Raw genomic sequence first — 17,518 nt, forward strand, 5'->3', positions numbered from 1 at the left:
ACCGTTCACTCCAACGGACTCTCCCTCGTCGCCGCATCCCCTCCGGCCGTCGAGGGTGGTCGGAAGGGCTTGACCGGGCCATTGGAGAGGACAGATCCGTTGGTAAGGGTTGTCGTCGATCTGAACCGCTGTCAGGGGTATGCGCAGTGCGCGTTTCTCGCCCCCGAGATCTTCGCCATGCACGGCGAGGAGGCGCTGCTGTACGACCCGGAGGCCGACGAGGCACAGCGCGAGAAGCTGGCACAGGCCGCCGCGGCCTGCCCCGTCCAGGCCATCCTGGTCGACGCGGTGGACGCCCCGGCCGAGGCGGTGTCCGGTGAACGGTGACGGATCGCTGGAACGGCTCAAGCGCGAAGGCCGCATCGTCGTCGTCGGCGCCTCGCTGGCGGGCCTGCGGGCTGCCGAGACCCTGCGCGACAAGGGCTTCGCGGGCTCCCTGACCATGATCGGCGACGAGCCCTACGAGCCGTACGACCGACCCCCGCTGTCCAAGCAGGTGCTGCTGGGCAAGGCGACCGCCGACCGCACCGCGCTGCCCAGGACCCGGTCCGTCGACGCCACCTGGCGGCTCGGCGTCGCCGCCGCCGGCCTGGACATGGCCGCCAAACGGGTGCGACTGGCCGACGGCGACGAGGTGCCGTACGACCGGCTCCTCATCGCCACCGGCGTACGGGCGAGGCCCTGGCCGCGCGCAGCCGAGGCGGAACTCGACGGCGTCTTCGTGCTGCGGACCCGCGACGACGCCGCCGCGCTCGCACGGCGGCTCGGCGAGGCCCCCAAGCGGGTCTTCGTCATCGGCGCCGGCTTCACCGGCTCCGAGATCGCCTCCGCCTGCCGCGAACGCGGCCTCCCCGTCACCGTCGCCGAGCGCGGCGCCGCGCCCCTGGTCGGCGCGCTCGGCGGAGTAGTCGGCGCGGTCGCCGCCGAGATGCATCGCGCGCACGACGTGGACCTGCGGTGCGGCGTCATGGTGACCGCGCTGGAGGGCGACTCCGCGGGACGGGTGCGCGCCGCGCATCTGTCCGACGGCTCCACCGTGGAGACCGACGTGGTCGTCGTCTCGCTCGGCGCCACCCGCAACACCGACTGGCTCGCCGGATCCGGCCTCGGGGCGGGCCCCCGCGGCATCGCGTGCGACGCCGGCTGCCGCGCCTTCGACATCCGCGGGATCGTGACCGACGACATCTATGTGGCGGGCGACGTCGCCCGCTCCCCGCACGCCCTGTTCGGCTACCAGTTCCTGTCCCTGGAGCACTGGGGCAACGCCGTCGCCCAGGCCGAGACCGCGGCGCACAACATGCTCAGCGAGAGCGCCGACCGTCTCCCTCACCTGTGGATGCCGGCCTTCTGGTCCTCGCAGTTCGGAGTCAACATCAAGTCGGTCGGCGTGCCGTCGCTGGGGACGGAGATCCTCATCTCGCAGGGCTCGCTCAAGGGCCGCGGCTTCGTCGGCGTCTACGGGTACCAGGGGCGCGTCATCGGCGCGGTCGCCTTCGACCACGGCCGGTGGCTGCCGTTCTACCAGGAGCTGATCGAGACCACGGCGCCGTTCCCGCCGCCGTTCGCCACGGTCGACCGGCGCACGGACGGAGAGCAGCCGATGGACGCGGACTTCCCCGACCCGTCGATCCCCACTCACGGCCCCACCGTGACCCTCAGCGGATACTCGCCGGCCGACCGCCGGCTGACGTTCACCCCTGCGCACTGACCCGCACGGCCACGAGGACTCGCCATGACGCAATCCCCGCTGCACCAGATCCTGGACTACGCCAACCGTGCCAACCCGTACCCCATCTACGAAGAGCTGCGGAAGACGCCGGTCCACCACGAAGCCGACGGGCCGTACGTCATCAGCACCTACTACGAGATCCGCAGCCTCCTGCACGACCCTCGGATCAGCTCCGACGCCCGCAATCTGGCCTCGACCGCCCACGACCCGCTGGCCGAGTCCTCCCAGGACGAGCAGACCGCCCTGCCGCCCAGCTTCCTCCGGCTCGACCCGCCGGAACACGACCGGCTGCGACGCATGACCAACCGGCCCTTCGGCCCGCCGCACTCCCCTCACCGAGTCGACGGGATGCGCGAAGAGCTCCACGGCATCGTCTCCGGCCTCATCGACGGCATCGGCGACCCGAGCCGGATCGACCTGGTGGACCAGTTCTCGTACCCCTTCCCGGTCACGGTGATCTGCCGGCTGCTCGGGGTTCCGCGCGAGGACGAGGCGAGCTTCCACAGCTGGGCGGACACCATCGCCGCGAGCCTGGACCCCGACCCGGACGCGGACCCCGCCGAGCGGGGCAAGGAGTCGCACGACGCCCGCATGCAGCTCGGCATGTACCTCGCCGGCCTGATCGAGGAGCGCCGCAAGAAGCCCGGAGACGACATGCTCTCCGAACTGGCGACGGCCAAGGGCCCGGACGGCGCGATGACCACGATGGAACTCCTCAGCACCGCGGCTCTGCTGCTGATCGCAGGGCACGAGACCACCGTCAACCTCGTCACCAACGGAATGCTGACCCTGCTGCGCAACCCCGACGTCCTGCAACGGCTGCGCGCGGATCCGCGGCTGGCCGTGCCCATCGTCGAGGAGCTGCTGCGCTTCGAGCCGCCGGTGCAGCTCGTGCCGCAGCGCACCACCCTCGCCGACATCGACGTGCGCGGCGTCACCATCCCCAAGGGCGCCTCCCTCTGGCTGGTCCTGGCGTCAGGCAACCGCGACCCGCAGCGCTTCGAGAACCCGGATCGCTTCGACCCGGACCGCCCGGACATCCAGCACCTCGGCCTGGGCAGCGGCATCCACAGCTGCTTCGGGGCGCCGCTCGCCCGACTGGAGGCCCAGTTCGCGCTGTCGGAGCTGGCCCGCAGGCTGGAGAACCCACGGCTGATCGAGGACCCGCCTCCGTACCGGCAGAACGCCGTGCTGCGCGGGCCTCGCCATCTGCCCATCGCCTGCGACGGAATCCGCCCCTAGGAGCGGTGAGATGCGCCCGAGCCGAGACCGTCTGGAAGGAGCGTGGCCGGCGTGGCCCGGAACCGCCGTCTGATCCTGAGCTCGCCGGCCGAGGTCTGGAGCCTGCTGTCCGACGGCCATCGCTATGGGGAGTGGGTGACCGGAACCCAGCAGGTCCTCGCCGCGGACCCGCACTGGCCGGACGTAGGCGCCCGGCTGCGCGTCCGAGTCGGCGTCGGCTCTCTGACCCTCGAAGACACCTGTGTCGTCCGCATCTGCGATCCGCAGCGGCGTTTGGAGCTCGAAGCGAAGGCAGATCCCTTCGGCGCCGCCCGTATCGCCATGAACCTGATCCCGTGGGGCGAGCACACGCTCGTCGTCCTCGACTGGCACCCCCTTCGGGGCCCCGGGACCCGGATGCACGGACTCCCGGTGGACTACGTCGTCGCGATCCGCAACGGCATGATGCTCACGAAGCTGGCCCGGATCGCGGTGCGCGAGCACGGCGGAGGCGCCGGCCGCACCCTCGACGGCGGAACGCGGACGACTTCTCGCTGACCGCTGACCGTCGCATGCCGTGCGGCTCACCCGTTTTCGCGGCGCCTCGGGTGGGCCCGTGCCTCGGGTGGGCCCGTGTGTCGGGTGGGCCTGTGCCTCGGGTGGGGCCCGTCAGGTCGTCAGCAGCCGGTCGAAGAAGGACCGGTACTGCCGCAGCGCGATCCGCAGATCCTCCGTGGCGGCCTCGTTGCCCTGGTGCCACTGGCTCTCCAGACGTGATCTGGGCGCGCGATCACTGGAGCGCGATGTCTTCCCGGCGTTGAGGCTGCCAACGGCCAAGGAGCAGGGGGACGCTGGTGGAGCGTCCCACCGTTCGGCGGCTTACGCCTATGCGGTCGCTATCGGATGAATCGAGGGAGCCACTTCGCTTTGTAGTCGGGGTGCCAGGCGTATTCGGCAGCCAATTGACGTACTGCGAAGCCGAGTCCCACGGCGCGGCCGGACGTGTAGTCGTCGTCCGGACGGTCGGTGTCGCGGGCGGCCACCTCGGTGTACTCGCCGAGCAGGACGCGGTTGGTCTCGATGCGGGTGAGCGTACGGGCCGGGTCCTGGAGCGCGATGTGCTGGTCGTAGCCCGCGCCTCTGACCGTGAACGCGATGCCGGAGGTCCTGTCGTGGACCTCGCCGGGCACATCGGCCGGGCACCGCCAGCTGGCGCCTCCGGCGTCCCGCGCGACTTGTTCCTCCTCGGCAAGCCGCGCCTCGATGAAGGTCACCATGTCCGTATTGCCTGCCATGCGACGGCGTTTCCTCTCGCGACGTGATGTGCGCTCACTACCCCGCGTCATTGTGGGGGAACCTTGGCCCGGTGATCCAATTGCCGCCTAGCAGGGGCGCGGGCCCCGGAGGGGGCGCTCCGGGTGGGCGGATATATCCATGGCGCCTCAACGCGCCCCCGCGGGAATGCCGGAAGAGCGCGGTGCTGTTGTGGCGTTCATGACGTATTCCGTAGACATCACCGTGCGTGGTTACGAACTCGACACGCAGGGCCACCTCAACCAGGCCGTGTACCTCCAATACGCCGAGCATGCGAGGTGGGAGCTGCTGCGGGCCGCCGGTCTGCCGCAGGAGAAGCTGCTGGCCAGCGGGGTGGGTCCGGTCGCGCTCGAGGTGACGGTGAAGTACGCGCGTGAGCTGCGCGGCGGCGATCGGGTGCGGGTGACCTGCCAGTTCGTCTATGGCGAGGGCAAGACCTTCCGGGTCGTGCAGCAGATCGTCAAGGACGACGGCACGCTTGCCGCCGAGATCTCCGGCGTGGCGGGGATGCTCGACTTGTCGACTCGCCGCTTGATCGCCGACCCGAAGGCGCACCTGGCCGCGCTGGCCGACAACCCGGACCTGCTCAGCGGCTGACGACGGGGGCGGGCGTCGGTGGGAGCGACGCCCGGCAGCGGATCGTACGGACCGGGGCTGATCGGTCCGTACGATCCGATGGCCACTGCCGGTATCTCCCGGCTGGTCGCCGCCACGGCGGATGCGCTGGGCCTCCATCGGAGCTTCTTAGTTCATGGTTTCCTGAATCCATGCATCGCTGTACTGTCGTAGCGTGCTGACTATCGCCTCCGAGATCGAGGTCCTCGCGCGGTTCGGCCGCGCGCTCGCAGACCCGATCCGCTGCCGCATCCTGCTCGCCCTGCGCGAGGCCCCGGCCCACCCGGCCGACCTGGCCGAGACGCTGGGCATCTCGCGCACCCGGCTCTCCAACCACCTCGCGTGCCTGCGCGACTGCGGCCTGGTCGCCGCCGTCCCGGTCGGCCGCCGCACCCGCTACGAGCTCGCCGACGAGCGCCTCGGCCACGCGCTGGACGACCTGCGCACCGCCGTCGTCGCGGTGGAGACCGACCGGACCTGCGTCGAGGCGGACGAGAAGGGCTGCTGCTGATGGCGGCGATCTCGCTGGGCCCGTCCCCGGCCCGCCGCGACGCGCTCGCCCGGCGAATACGGCTGCTGGTCGCCGCCACGATCGCCTACAACGTGATCGAGGCGATCGTGGCCATCACGGCCGGCGCCATCGCCTCCTCCACCGCGCTGATCGGCTTCGGCCTGGACTCGATCATCGAGGTGTCCTCCGCGGCCGCGGTGGCCTGGCAGTTCTCCGCCCGCGACCACGCCGTGCGCGAGGCGCGCGAGAAGACCACCCTGCGGATCATCGCCGTCTCCTTCTTCGTGCTCGCCGCCTACGTCGCCCTCGACTCGATCCGGGCGCTGACCGGCACGGGCGAGGCCGAGCGCTCCATCCCCGGCATCGTCATCGCCGCCCTCTCGCTGGCGGTCATGCCGTTCCTGTCCGCCGCCCAGCGCAAGGCGGGCCGCGAACTCGGCTCCGCCTCGGCGGTCGCCGACTCCAAGCAGACCCTGCTGTGCACCTATCTGTCCGCCGTCCTGCTGGTCGGGCTGGTCCTCAACGCCGCGCTCGGCTGGTCCTGGGCCGACCCGATCGCCGCCCTCGTGATCGCCGCCGTCGCCGCCAAGGAAGGCCGCGACGCCTGGCAGGGCAAGGGCTGCTGCGCGCCGACAGCCGGAGGCGGCGTTCCGGCGGCGCAGGCCGACGGGTGCGGCTGCGGGTCCGGCTGCTCGTGCTGCCCCGCCGGACCGGAGTCGGCCCGGTGACCGGCTGGGCGTCGACGGCGCTCGTCCTGTACGCAGGGTGGGCGGGGTACGCCTTCGGGATACGGGCTGCCGTCCAGCGCCGACGGACCGGTGACGCGGGCTTCCGTGGGATCTCCGGACCGCCCGGCTCGGCATCCTGGTGGGCCGGAGTGCTGTTCGTCCTCGCGCTGCTGGGCGGCGCCGCCGCCCCGGTCGCCGCGCTGGCGGGTCTGGGCAACCTTGCGGCCACCGGGGGCGCGGCCGTCCGGTGGGCCGGACTGGCCGTCGCTCTGGTGGGCATCGCAGCCACCACGGCCGCGCAGGGCGCCATGGGCGCCTCCTGGCGGGTGGGTGTGAAGGACGGCGAGCGCACCGCCCTGGTCACCGGCGGCGTCTTCGCCCTGGTCCGCAACCCGGTCTTCACCGCGATGACCGCGACCGCCGCCGGCCTGGCGCTGATGGTCCCCAACGCGGTCGCCGTCCTGACCCTGGCCGCGCTCGTCGCCGCCGTCCAACTGCAGGTACGGGTGGTGAAGGAGCCGTACCTGACGCGCACCCACGCGGGCGCCTACGCCGCGTACACCGCCACGGCCGGGCGCTTCGTACCCGGCGTCGGGCGTCGGAGTGCGTGAGCTGCCGCACCGCACACCCCGCTGACCCGGATCGCCGTCCGCGCCACTGGCAACCCGCGCCGGTGTCCACCGCGTACACGCCCGACCCCTTCTCCTCGCCGGTCCCAACCTCCTGAGCGACCCCCACCCACCTGTCCCACCTGGAACGACGCCCGACACTGTGCCCGATCGGTGCGGCCAGGCTGTGCCTTGGCATGCGCAGCAGTTTATGTCATATACTTTTAGTGCTTCATAAACATGAGGGGGATCGATCCATGGCTCGCGAAGAACCCGGCGGTCGGCCCGATGGCGTATCCGACCTGAGCGCGGTAGCGGACCTGCTGTGGCGCACCGACGCCGAACGGGCCACAGAGGCCCGCCCCCGGCTCAGTGCCCGGCTGATCGTGGAAGCCGCCGTCTCCATCGCGGATGCCGAGGGGCTGAACTCGCTGTCGATGCAGCGCGTCGCGTCCGAGCTGGGGTACACGGCGATGGCGATGTACCGGCATGTCCCCGGCAAAGACCAGCTCATCGCGGCGATGATCGACGCCGCCACCGGCCGCCCGCCGGCGCCCGCCCCCACCATGACGTGGCGCACCGAAGTCGAGGTGTGGGTCGATGCCCTGTGGGACCTCTATCTGAGCCACCCGTGGATGACGAACGCGCCCACTCTGAGCGCACCGGTGGGCCCGAACGAACTGGCTTGGTTCGAGGCGCTGTTGAGCCCTCTGTCCCGTTCCGCGCTCGACCGCGCGGAGCTCGTCCCGATGGCCGCCTTCATCTCCAGCGCCGTGCGCGACCTAGCGCGGGTGGCCACCGAACTCGACCCGGCGGGCGCCGCCGCCTACGGCCAGGTCCTGGCCGAGCGCCTGGACCCGGAGCGGTTCCCCGTCCTGTGCTCGCTCGCGGGCGGGGACGGCTTCGACGACGAGGAGGACGGCGACGTCACGCCGATCGTCCGGTGCGGGCTCGACCGCCTCCTCGACGGCATCGAGGCGCAGCTCGAACACCCGTGAAATTCAAGGCAGGGAGTAGCGATATGAATGAGTCCAGCATTCGACGCCTGATGGGCGCGTGCGGCATAGCGGCGGGCTTACTCGCCGCGGTCGGCGTTCCCCTGTACTTCGTGTACTCCGGAGCGCCGCCGGCCTCGAACGTCCTCGCCAGGATTCTGCTGAACATCCTGACCTGCGGCGCGCTCCTGGTCTTCCTGGTGGGTCTGCGCCACCTGATCCGCGGCGCGGGCCCCGGCTTCGAGTGGCTGGCCAGCCTGGTGTTCGGCTCCGGGACGGCCTACGTCACCGTCACCCTGGTCGCGGCCTCGGTCGAGGCGGGAGTCGTCCTGGAGCACTCCGACGGAACACTCGACCCGACTGTCGACGGTCCGCTGGCACACGCGAACATGCTGCTGCACGGCTCGATTGCCAGACTGCTGACAGCGGTTCTCCTGACCGCCGCCGGATACGCCATCCTGCGCAGCGGAGTGCTGCCGCGCTGGACCGGGCGCGCGGCCTACGCCGTTGCTGTCATCAACCTGGCGTTCGTGCCGTCGCTGTTCTTCGGGACGGACGCCGCCCAGTTCTACAGCGCCGTCGGCTGGGGCAATACGGCCATGACCGCGGCGCTCGTCGTGTACTGGGCCCTCGCCGTCGGCGTCGTGGTGGTGCGACGCCCCTCCCGGCCCCTCGCCCGACTCGCCTGAGGCGTATGAGGCGTACGTGGCGTAGGTGGCGTCAACGGAGTGCCGGATCGTCTCGCACGCTGGGCGGTCCGGTCCGTGGGCGACGGTGGAGCGTGCGCACCCTGGGAGCTGGCCTCATGGGGTGGGCTCGGCGCTACGCTGGGGGGATTGGACCCGAGCAGCGGTGGGGACGAGACCGCGTCGCCGGGTGATCGACTGCGGTGTCAGCAGGATCAGGCTTGTCTCCAGCCTGCTTCCGCGGGAGGGCGGAGGGGCGTCTTGGGCTGGAGCCCGTTGATCTACAAGTTCGTTGACGGCGGTGAGGTGCCCGTGCCGCTGGATCTGGCGTTGGTACGTGCTGTTCTGGAACCGTACGACGTCGGCGATCCGCAGCTCACGGAAGGCGAGGACGCGAGCCTGGCTTTCTGGATCCGGGCTTCGGACGGCAGCGAAGCCGAGATATTCGCCGATGAGAACGGCATCCTGGTCGAGCGCCCGCATGCCGGCGGCGTGTTCGGCATCATCGCGGAGCTGGCCGCCCGGCTTGGCGCGGTCGTCATCAGCCCGAGCAGCGCCGGAATCGTGTGCGGGGCGGACGAGCACGCACACCTTCCGGCGGGCATGCGAGACGATGCCATCGTCATCGAGATGGAGGGCGAGACCCTCGAAGCAGTGCTCACGGGGCCGCGTCGTCCTCGATGACCACGTCCCCTATGTCGTCCGATCGCATAGACGGCTGACGGGCCCGGTCTCCGCTCCCCGGGCGGGAGCAGGTCGCAGCTCCACCTCACCGCCGAGCGCGCCGCACTGCCTGACTGCGCCTGGCAGGCGACGGCGGCCGCCCCGCCGCGCTCGCGACCGCCCGTCCGCACAGCCTCGCCCACGCGGGGGCGGTCAAGAAGCGCGTAGGTCGGCAGGCGCGTTGGCGGTCGCCGGCTTCACATGGCCAGGGGCGTGACCGGCGGATCCGAGACGACGGCCAGCTCGGGCGACACGACCCGCACCACAAAGAGTGTGATGACGACTTACCGTATGTTTCCGACATCGTGCTTCATGCTGGTTCGTGCCGCGCCAGGCCCGCCTGGCGCGCCGCCCCTTGCAGGGGCGGGGTGCGCGCAGGTGCGACCGACCGGAGGACCATGTTCAGGCAGGATCACACTCGTCCGGACTCTCCCACCCGGCGTGCCGTACTCGGTGCCGGAATTGCCGCAGTGGGATCCGCACTGCTCACGGGTTGCTCGGCCAGCGGCGCGGGCGGCACGGGAAAGGAGGCCGCCGGCCCCAGGGCCGGAGGCTCGGTCTCGGCGGACGGCAAGAAGGTCCGGGCCACATGGACCCCCAGCCCCGAGGGAATGGTCCGCGGACTCACCTTCAAGGCAACGCCGGCCACGGTCGAGATCGGCGGCGGACGCACCGTCAGGACCTCGACCTACAACGGCGACCTGCCCGGCAGAGAGGTGCGGATCACCGCCGGCGACACCCTCGAGCTGACGCTCGCCAACCAACTGCCCGAACCCACAACGGTGCACTGGCACGGAATCGCCCTGCGCAACGACATGGACGGCGTGCCCGACGTGACACAGCCGTCCATCCAGCCGAGCGGATCCTTCCGCTACCGCTTCCAAGCGCCGCACCCCGGTACGTACTGGTTCCACCCGCACGTGGGCCTGCAGAACGACCACGGGATGTACGCGCCGCTGATCGTGGACGATCCCAACGAGCCCCTCGCCTACGACGCGGAATGGATCGTCCTGCTGGACGACTGGATCGACGGGATCGGCGGCATCAGCCCCAAGGACGTGTTCGACCGGCTCCGCAAGGGCAAGCCGGGCATGAGCCACGGCTCCGGGCACGCCCACGGATCCCCGACCGCAACACCCTCCGCGGGAAGCACGCTCAGGCACGGTCCGCGCAGGGCCCACGCCCCGGCGCGGGACGGCGCGTCCACCTCACCGCAGCCCGGCGAGACACCCGGCTGGCTGTTGACCGGTGGCAGGAGCCCACTGCTCGGCGGCCCCGCCGGCCATGTCGCCTACCCGCACTACCTGATCAACGGACGCACACCCGACGACCCCGCTCAGTTCAGGGCCAGACCCGGTGACCGGATCCGGCTGCGGCTCATCAACGCGGGCGCCGAGACACCGTTCCGCGTGGCACTCGGCGGCCACCGGATGACGATCACCCACAGCGACGGATTCCCCGTACGCCACCACCGGGCCGACTCCCTGCTCATCGGCATGGGCGAACGGTACGACGTACTGATCACCGCGAAGGACGGCGTCTTCCCGCTCACCGCAATCGCCGAAGGCAAGGGCGATGCCGCCATGGCCGTGCTGCGCACAGCCGGCGGCGCACTCCCCAGTCCCAGCACCCGCCCCGGCGAGTTGTACCGCGACGTCCTCGCCTCAGCTCGTCGGCTCAAGCCTCACGAATCCGTCGCACTCGACCGGCGCACCCCCGACCGCACCCTCGAACTCACCCTCACCGGCGGCATGCAGAGCTACGACTGGGGCGTCGCCCACCGTCCCAAGGCGCCCGACGGCGTCCAGCGCGTCGAACACGGTGAACGCGTACGATTCATCGTCGTCAACGCCACCGATATGTGGCACCCCGTCCATCTCCACGGCCACACCTACGCCCTCACCGGCATCGACGCCGGCGGAGCGCGCAAGGACACCGCCACCGTCCTGCCCCACAACAAACTCGTCCTCGACTTCGACGCCGACAACCCCGGCCTGTGGATGCTCCACTGCCACAACCTCTACCACTCGGAATCCGGCATGATGACCACCGTCGCCTACCACTCCTGACCCGCACATCAGCGCCCAAGCACCCTGTGCCGAGACGCCCCGGATGGGCCGGGTGGGAACGGCGGGCGTGCCTCGCTTGCTCCGGACGGGTTGGACACGCCGCCGCCCAGCGCGTGCACCGGCCGGCATGTGGGCGGCTTGAGGATCCTGATCCTGCAGCAGTGCGGTCGATCATGGGCGGCCGTTCTGCGGCCCCGTAATCGCCGCTGCCGATCCCTCTCGTCGGTGTGTCAGTCCGTCACGTCTCTGGGTCGCCCGCGGGAGTCGTTCCGGCCCGTGGCCGTGCGGGGCGCGGCGCTGTTCGCCTCCGCCTGAGGGCCGTACACCGGCCGACACCCTTCAGACGAGGCATATATGACCCTCCCTTCGTCAGCCCTTCGTACGGCCGCCGGGCACATCGGCCGCCGCCGGTTCCTCACCGCCGGCGCCACCGCGGCTCTGGCCTTCGCCGTCGATCTCCCCGGCTCCGCGCACGCCGTCGAGCTGAAGGCGAAGGAGATCACCGAGAACCCGTTCACGCTCGGGGTCGCCTCGGGGGACCCGCAGCCCGGGTCCGTCGTGCTGTGGACCCGGATCGCGCCCCGCCCGTACGAGCCGGGCAGCGGGCTGCCCCGCGCCCCGCTCAGCGTGGGCTGGGAGGTGGCGCACGACGAGCTGTTCACACGCGTGGCCCAGAGCGGCACCGTGATCGCGGATCCGGAGTTCGACCACAGCGTCCATCTCGAGCTGAACGGCCTGGAGAACGACTGGGTCTACTACTTCCGCTTCCGCGTCGGCGAGTGGATCAGCCCGGTCGGCCGGACCCGCACCGCGCCGGCCCTCTCGGCCGACATCCGGGAGCTGAGACTGGCCGCGGTCTCCTGCCAGGCGTACTACGACGGCTACTTCACCGCGTACCGGCACCTCGCCGAAGAAGACCTCGACGTCGTCTTCCACCTCGGCGACTACCTCTACGAGTACGCGGTGACCGGCGTCGGCGGGTACCGCAACTACACCGACCGCCAGCTGCCCGCCCTCTTCAACCGTGAGACGCTCACCCTCGAGGACTACCGGCTGCGCTACGCGCTCTACAAGTCCGATCCCGACCTGATGGCCGCGCATGCGGCCCATCCATTCGTGCTGACCTGGGACGACCACGAGACCGAGAACAACTACGCGGGCGAGGACCCCGAGAACAGCGTCCCGTCGGAGGAGTTCCTGCTGCGCAGGGCCGCCGCCTACCGCGCCTACTGGGAGAACCAGCCGCTGCGTACGCCTCAGCTGCCGGTGGGCGCCGACATGCAGCTCTACCGGCGGCTGCACTTCGGGCAGCTCGCACAGTTCGACGTACTCGACACCCGCCAGTACCGCTCGGACCAGGCATACGGCGACGGCTGGCACGCACCGGGACCCGAGTCCGACGACCCGTCGCGCACCATGACGGGCGCGACGCAGGAGCGCTGGCTGATCGACGGCTGGCGCGACTCGAGCGCGCTGTGGAACGTGGTGCCGCAACAGGTCCCCTTCGCCGAGCGACGCGACAGGCCCACCGCTGACTACCTGGTGAGCATGGACGACTGGGACGGCTACCCGGCCTCCCGCAACCGCATCCTCGACGGCGCCGAGGCGGCCGGCGTCGAGAACCTGATGGTGCTCTCCGGCGACGCACACCGCGCACACGCCTGCGACATCAAGCGCGACTACCAGGCCCCGGACGCGAGGGCCGTCGGCGCCGAGATCGTGGCCACCTCCGTCTCGAGCGGCAGAGACGGCGCCGACCAGCCCGCCAACTGGAACGACCTCATGCTGGCCAACCCGCATCTGAAGTTCTACAACGGCCGCCGCGGCTACACCACCGTCACGCTCGGCACACGACAGGCGCGCGCGGACTTCAAGACGCTCAGCCACGTCACCACGCCGGGCTCGCCCATCGCCACCACCGCCTCCTTCGTGACCGAGGTCGGCTCACCGGGGATCACGCCTGCCTGAACCGAGCGGACCGGCGGCGAGGTGTGTCCTGAGGCATCCCGCCGGCAGCGCCTTGCCGTGTCCCGGGGGACCGAGAGGCGAGCCTCGGCCCGGCACGCTCGCCCATTCTCACAGTCGCGGTCCGGCGAGTGTGTGACGAGCGTTACCGTCCAAGATCGGCCGGGGTCACACCGGCGTAATGGGCGTTTCGTACCGTCGGGGGCACGCTTCGCTCGACAGAGAGGCCCTTCGGTGCCACCACAGGACACGTCGACACCCGTCTCCCAGGTTCGGACGGTGTGCTCGTACTGCGGTGTGGGCTGCGGAATGGTCCTCGACATCGCGTCCGGCCCCGACGGCCGCCGCAAGGTCCTCAAGGCGTCCGGCGACAAGACGCATCCCGCTAATTTCGGCCGCCTGTGCACCAAGGGCGCGACGACGGCCGACATGCTGGCCGCCCCGGGGCGGCTGACGACCGCGCTGGTGCGCGACGAGCGCGGGGCAGAGCCGGTCGCCACCGGTGTGGACGAGGCGATCACGAGCACGGCTCGGCGGCTGCGGGCGATCATCGACGAGCACGGTCCGGACGCCTTCGCGTTCTACGTGTCCGGGCAGATGAGCCTGGAGGCGCAGTATCTGGCGAACAAGCTCGCCAAGGGGTTCATACGCACCAACCAGATCGAGTCCAACTCGCGACTGTGCATGGCGAGCGCGGGCACCGGCTACAAGCTGTCCCTCGGCGCCGACGGTCCGCCCGGTTCCTATCAGGACTTCGAGCACGCGGACGTCTTCTTCGTCATCGGCTCCAACATGGCCGACTGCCATCCCATCCTGTTCCTGCGGCTCATGGAACGGGTGAAGGCGGGAGCGAAGCTGATCGTCGTCGACCCGCGGCGCAGCGCCACCGCCGACAAGGCCGATCTCTTCCTGCAGATCAAGCCCGGAACGGATCTCGCGCTGCTGAACGGCCTGCTGCACCTGCTGGTGGAGAACGGGCACACGGACCCCGCCTTCATCGCGGACCGCACCGAGGGCTGGGAGGCCATGCCGGAGTTCCTCGCGGACTACCCGCCCGCCACGGTCGCCGAGATCACCGGCATCCCCGAGGCGGACATCCGCCGGGCAGCGCAGTTGATCGGCGCCGCGGGGGAGTGGACGAGCTGCTGGACCATGGGGCTCAACCAGTCCACCCACGGCACCTGGAACACCAACGCCCTGATCAATCTCCACCTGGCCACCGGCGCGATATGCCGCCCGGGCAGCGGCCCGTTCTCCCTCACCGGCCAGCCCAACGCCATGGGCGGCCGGGAGATGGGCTACATGGGACCCGGCCTGCCCGGACAGCGGTCGGTGCTGGTGGACGAGGACCGCGCCTTCATCGAGGAGCTGTGGGGCCTCGAGCCCGGCGCCGTACGCAAGGACGGCTCCGGAAAGGGCACCGTCGAGATGTTCCAGCGCATGGCCGAGGGCGAGATCAAGGCCTGCTGGATCATCTGCACCAACCCCGTCGCCTCGGTCGCCAACCGCAAGACCGTCATCGAAGCGCTGGAGGCGGCCGAGCTCGTCATCGCCCAGGACGTCTTCGCCGACACCGAGACCAACGCCTACGCCGACGTCGTCCTCCCCGGAGCCCTGTGGACCGAGACCGAGGGCGTACTGATCAACAGCGAGCGCAACCTCACCCTCGCCCAGCCGGCCGTCGACCCGCCGGGACAGGCGCTCGCGGACTGGCGGATCATCGCGCGCATCGCCTGCGAGATGGGATACGCGGATGCCTTCTCCTACGGCAGCGCCGAGGAGGTCTTCGAGGAGATCAAGGGCTCGGCGAACCCGAAGACGGGCTACGACCTGCGGGGTGTGACCTACGAGCGGCTGCGCACGACGCCGGTGCAGTGGCCCGCGGCGACCGCTGACGGACCGGACCGCAACCCCATCCGGTACATGGGGGAGGACGCCGCCGGTCCGGTGTTCCCTACGGCGAGCGGACGGGCCGTCTTCTTCGCCCGCCCGCACATCGCGGCTGCGGAGATGCCGGACGACGACTACCCGTTCGTCCTGAACACCGGACGGCTCCAGCACCAGTGGCACACCCTCACCAAGACCGGAAAGGTCCCCAAGCTCAACAAGCTCAACCCGACGCCGTTCGTCGAACTCCATCCGGAGGACGCCGAGAGGCTGGGGATCGGGGAGGGCGACTCCGTCGAGGTCGCATCCCGGCGCGGCCGGGCCGTGCTGCCCGCCGTGGTGACGGACCGGGTCCGGCCGGGATGCTGCTTCGCGCCGTTCCACTGGAACGACCTCTTCGGCGAATACCTGAGCGTCAACGCGGTGACCAGCGACGCCGTGGACCCGATCTCCTTCCAGCCCGAGTTCAAGGTGTGCGCGGTGACGCTGGCGAAGATCGCCACGCCGGTGGCCGTCGCTCCGCCGGCCCCTGACGTCCCCACCGCCGCGCCGGCGGTGATCGTGCCGACCGCCGTCCAGCCCGGCGCGGCCTCGGTCTTCGGGCTGGAGAGCGCACCGCCGCCCGTCCTCGCCGCGCACGAACGCCAGTACCTGGTCGGATTCCTCGCCGGTCTAGAAGCAGGCGCGCCCGGTGTTCCGGTGCTGCCGGCCGGCGCTCCGTTCAGCGAGGAGCACGCCCGGTGGGTGAACGGTGTTCTCGCGGGCATGTACTCGCGTGCCCGCGAGAACACGGCGGAACCGGCGCCACCCGGCGCACCGGGCCGCGAGGTGGTCGTCCTGTGGGCCTCGCAGACGGGCAATGCCGAGGAGTTCGCCGCCGCTGCCGCCGACCGGCTCACCGCGACGGGACACCGTGCCGCGCTCGTCGGCATGGACGACACCGATCCGAGGGCCCTTCCTCCCGCCGCCGACCTGCTCCTGATCACCAGCACGTTCGGCGACGGCGACGCACCCGACAACGGCTCCGGCTTCTGGAGCGCGCTGACCGCCGCCGACATCCCGCGCATGGACGGCAGACGCTATGCGGTCCTGGCGTTCGGGGACTCCTCGTACGACGACTTCTGCGGCCATGGACGCCGTCTGGACCAGCGCCTGGACGAGCTGGGGGGCGTACGCCTGGCTCCCCGTGCCGACTGCGAGCCGGACTACGAGCCCTCCGCCCTCGCCTGGCTCGACCAGGTCCTCGCCAATCTCACCGATCTCACCGGCGACCCCACCGGAAACCCGACACTACCTGCACCGGCTGCCGCACAAGCCGCCGCACCCCCGTCCGTACGCAGCGCCAAGCCGGCCCCCGCCGCCGCCCGCCTGGCCGGAAACCGGCTGCTCAGCCTCCCGGGCGCCGGCAAGGAGGTCCGCCGGTTCACCTTCGACACCCGCGAGAGCGAAGCCCCGCTCGTCTACGAGGCCGGTGACGCGCTCGGCGTGCACCCCGTCAACTGCCCCGACCTCGTCGCCGAATGGCTGGCCGTCACCGGCCTCGACCCCGCCGCTCGCGTCGACGTCGCCGGAGTCGGCGACGTCCTGCTGGCCGACGCGCTGCACGAGCATCTGGACATCACCAGGCTCACCCCCGACCTGCTGGGATTCGTCACCGAGCGCACCGGCGACCGCGACCTAAAGAAGCTGTTGCGCCCCGACAACAAGGGCGAGCTGGCCCGCTGGTCGTGGGGCCGCCAGGCGGTCGACGTCGTGGTCGAGCGCCCGGTGCGCGCCACCGCCCAGGAGTGGGCCGACGTCCTCAAACGCCTCCAGCCCCGTCTGTACTCCATATGCTCCAGCCCGCTCACCGACCCCCACCAGGTCTCGCTCACCGTGTCCGTGGTCCGCTACGAGAACCTCAACGGCCGCCCCCGCAAGGGAGTGTGCTCGCCCTTCCTCGCCGATGCCGCGCCCGACGCGCCCGTGCCGGTCTTCGTACGGCGTTCCCCGCACTTCCGACCGCCGACGGACCCCGGCACGCCGATGGTGATGGTCGGTCCGGGGACCGGGGTGGCCCCGTTCGTCGGCTTCCTCGAAGAACGCAGGGCGCGCGGCCACCGCGCCCCCAACTGGCTCTTCTTCGGCGAACAGCACCGCGCCACCGACTTCTACTACGAGGACGAGCTGACCGCCTTCTGCGCCGACGGCACCCTCGCCCGCCTCGACACCGCCTTCTCGCGCGACCAGCGCGCCAAGATCTACGTCCAGGACCGGATCCGCGAGCACGGCCCCCAGCTCTGGTCCTGGCTCCAGGACGGCGCACACTTCTATGTGTGCGGCGACGCCGCGCGCATGGCCAAGGACGTCGACCGCGCCCTGCGCGACATCGCCGTCGCACACGGCGGCCTCGATGAGGAGGGAGCGGCGCTCTACGTCAAGCAGCTCGCCGCCGACAAACGCTACGTCCGAGACGTCTACTGATCCA

General features: G+C 70.9%; 16 protein-coding genes. 14 read left to right on the top strand and 2 right to left on the bottom strand.

Annotated features, from left to right (window positions below; genetic code table 11):
- Nucleotides 1-99: 99 nt before the first annotated feature.
- The 4 genes from AB0M39_RS21955 to AB0M39_RS21970 are packed head-to-tail and all read left to right on the top strand — an operon-like array spanning nt 100 to nt 3,508.
- The gene (locus AB0M39_RS21955; RefSeq protein ID WP_365366824.1) at nt 100-327 is read left to right on the top strand and encodes a ferredoxin; all 228 of its coding nucleotides are present in this window, start codon (nt 100-102) and stop codon (nt 325-327) included.
- Nucleotides 317-1,708, top strand: a complete 1,392-nt coding sequence (locus AB0M39_RS21960) for an FAD-dependent oxidoreductase (protein ID WP_365366826.1) — start codon at nt 317-319, stop codon at nt 1,706-1,708. The genes AB0M39_RS21955 and AB0M39_RS21960 overlap by 11 nt, the downstream gene beginning before the upstream one ends.
- Nucleotides 1,709-1,732: 24 nt before the next feature.
- Nucleotides 1,733-2,971 carry a cytochrome P450 gene (locus tag AB0M39_RS21965; protein WP_365366828.1) on the top strand — a complete coding sequence of 413 codons (1,239 nt, stop codon included), beginning with the start codon at nt 1,733-1,735 and terminating at the stop codon, nt 2,969-2,971.
- A 51-nt stretch (nt 2,972-3,022) separates the two neighbouring features.
- Complete coding sequence (locus AB0M39_RS21970; RefSeq protein WP_365366830.1) at nt 3,023-3,508, top strand: SRPBCC family protein; 486 nt, start codon at nt 3,023-3,025, stop codon at nt 3,506-3,508.
- Nucleotides 3,509-3,619: 111 nt separating this feature from the next.
- Here the strand turns inward: AB0M39_RS21970 and AB0M39_RS21975 are convergent, their stop codons facing one another.
- Entirely contained in the window at nt 3,620-3,787 is a 168-nt protein-coding gene (locus tag AB0M39_RS21975) for a hypothetical protein (RefSeq protein ID WP_365366832.1), read from the bottom strand.
- Between the two features lie 59 nt (nt 3,788-3,846).
- Nucleotides 3,847-4,245 (bottom strand): DUF6221 family protein, encoded by a 399-nt coding sequence (locus AB0M39_RS21980; RefSeq protein WP_365366834.1) that lies wholly within the window; start codon nt 4,243-4,245, stop codon nt 3,847-3,849.
- A 199-nt stretch (nt 4,246-4,444) separates the two neighbouring features.
- Between AB0M39_RS21980 and AB0M39_RS21985 the strand changes: the two genes are divergently transcribed.
- The 10 genes from AB0M39_RS21985 (at nt 4,445) to AB0M39_RS22030 (ending at nt 17,514) form a co-directional block, all read left to right on the top strand.
- Entirely contained in the window at nt 4,445-4,861 is a 417-nt protein-coding gene (locus tag AB0M39_RS21985) for a thioesterase family protein (protein WP_365366836.1), read from the top strand.
- Nucleotides 4,862-5,054: 193 nt separating this feature from the next.
- Nucleotides 5,055-5,390, top strand: a complete 336-nt coding sequence (locus AB0M39_RS21990; RefSeq protein ID WP_365366838.1) for a metalloregulator ArsR/SmtB family transcription factor — start codon at nt 5,055-5,057, stop codon at nt 5,388-5,390.
- Nucleotides 5,390-6,118 (top strand): cation transporter, encoded by a 729-nt coding sequence (locus tag AB0M39_RS21995; protein ID WP_365366841.1) that lies wholly within the window; start codon nt 5,390-5,392, stop codon nt 6,116-6,118. The genes AB0M39_RS21990 and AB0M39_RS21995 overlap by 1 nt, the downstream gene beginning before the upstream one ends.
- Nucleotides 6,115-6,729: a methyltransferase gene (locus tag AB0M39_RS22000; RefSeq protein WP_365366844.1), complete on the top strand. Its 615-nt coding sequence runs from the start codon at nt 6,115-6,117 to the stop codon at nt 6,727-6,729. The genes AB0M39_RS21995 and AB0M39_RS22000 overlap by 4 nt, the downstream gene beginning before the upstream one ends.
- A gap of 254 nt (nt 6,730-6,983) precedes the next feature.
- Nucleotides 6,984-7,724 (top strand): helix-turn-helix domain-containing protein, encoded by a 741-nt coding sequence (locus AB0M39_RS22005; RefSeq protein ID WP_365366846.1) that lies wholly within the window; start codon nt 6,984-6,986, stop codon nt 7,722-7,724.
- 23 nt (nt 7,725-7,747) lie between these two features.
- A complete protein-coding gene (locus AB0M39_RS22010; protein WP_365366848.1) occupies nt 7,748-8,410 on the top strand; it encodes a hypothetical protein in 663 nt (220 codons plus the stop codon).
- A 273-nt stretch (nt 8,411-8,683) separates the two neighbouring features.
- A complete protein-coding gene (locus tag AB0M39_RS22015) occupies nt 8,684-9,091 on the top strand; it encodes a hypothetical protein (protein WP_365366851.1) in 408 nt (135 codons plus the stop codon).
- A 437-nt stretch (nt 9,092-9,528) separates the two neighbouring features.
- Nucleotides 9,529-11,199, top strand: a complete 1,671-nt coding sequence (locus AB0M39_RS22020) for a multicopper oxidase family protein (protein WP_365366853.1) — start codon at nt 9,529-9,531, stop codon at nt 11,197-11,199.
- A gap of 354 nt (nt 11,200-11,553) precedes the next feature.
- A complete protein-coding gene (locus tag AB0M39_RS22025; protein ID WP_365366855.1) occupies nt 11,554-13,167 on the top strand; it encodes an alkaline phosphatase D family protein in 1,614 nt (537 codons plus the stop codon).
- Between the two features lie 276 nt (nt 13,168-13,443).
- The gene (locus tag AB0M39_RS22030) at nt 13,444-17,514 is read left to right on the top strand and encodes a molybdopterin-dependent oxidoreductase (protein WP_365366914.1); all 4,071 of its coding nucleotides are present in this window, start codon (nt 13,444-13,446) and stop codon (nt 17,512-17,514) included.
- The last annotated feature ends 4 nt before the right edge of the window (nt 17,515-17,518 follow it).

This window comes from Streptomyces sp. NPDC051907 (assembly GCF_040681075.1).
Classification (GTDB): Bacteria; Actinomycetota; Actinomycetes; order Streptomycetales; family Streptomycetaceae; genus Streptomyces.

Bases quoted from the DNA above. Each gene is read 5' to 3' on its own strand.
- AB0M39_RS22025 (WP_365366855.1), top strand. From the start codon at position 11,554: ATGACCCTCCCTTCGTCAGCCCTTCGTACGGCCGCCGGGCACATCGGC.
- AB0M39_RS21995 (WP_365366841.1), top strand. From the start codon at position 5,390: ATGGCGGCGATCTCGCTGGGCCCGTCCCCGGCCCGCCGCGACGCGCTC.
- AB0M39_RS21980 (WP_365366834.1), bottom strand. From the start codon at position 4,245: ATGGCAGGCAATACGGACATGGTGACCTTCATCGAGGCGCGGCTTGCC.
- AB0M39_RS22005 (WP_365366846.1), top strand. From the start codon at position 6,984: ATGGCTCGCGAAGAACCCGGCGGTCGGCCCGATGGCGTATCCGACCTG.
- AB0M39_RS22010 (WP_365366848.1), top strand. From the start codon at position 7,748: ATGAATGAGTCCAGCATTCGACGCCTGATGGGCGCGTGCGGCATAGCG.
- AB0M39_RS22020 (WP_365366853.1), top strand. From the start codon at position 9,529: ATGTTCAGGCAGGATCACACTCGTCCGGACTCTCCCACCCGGCGTGCC.
- AB0M39_RS21985 (WP_365366836.1), top strand. From the start codon at position 4,445: ATGACGTATTCCGTAGACATCACCGTGCGTGGTTACGAACTCGACACG.
- AB0M39_RS21965 (WP_365366828.1), top strand. From the start codon at position 1,733: ATGACGCAATCCCCGCTGCACCAGATCCTGGACTACGCCAACCGTGCC.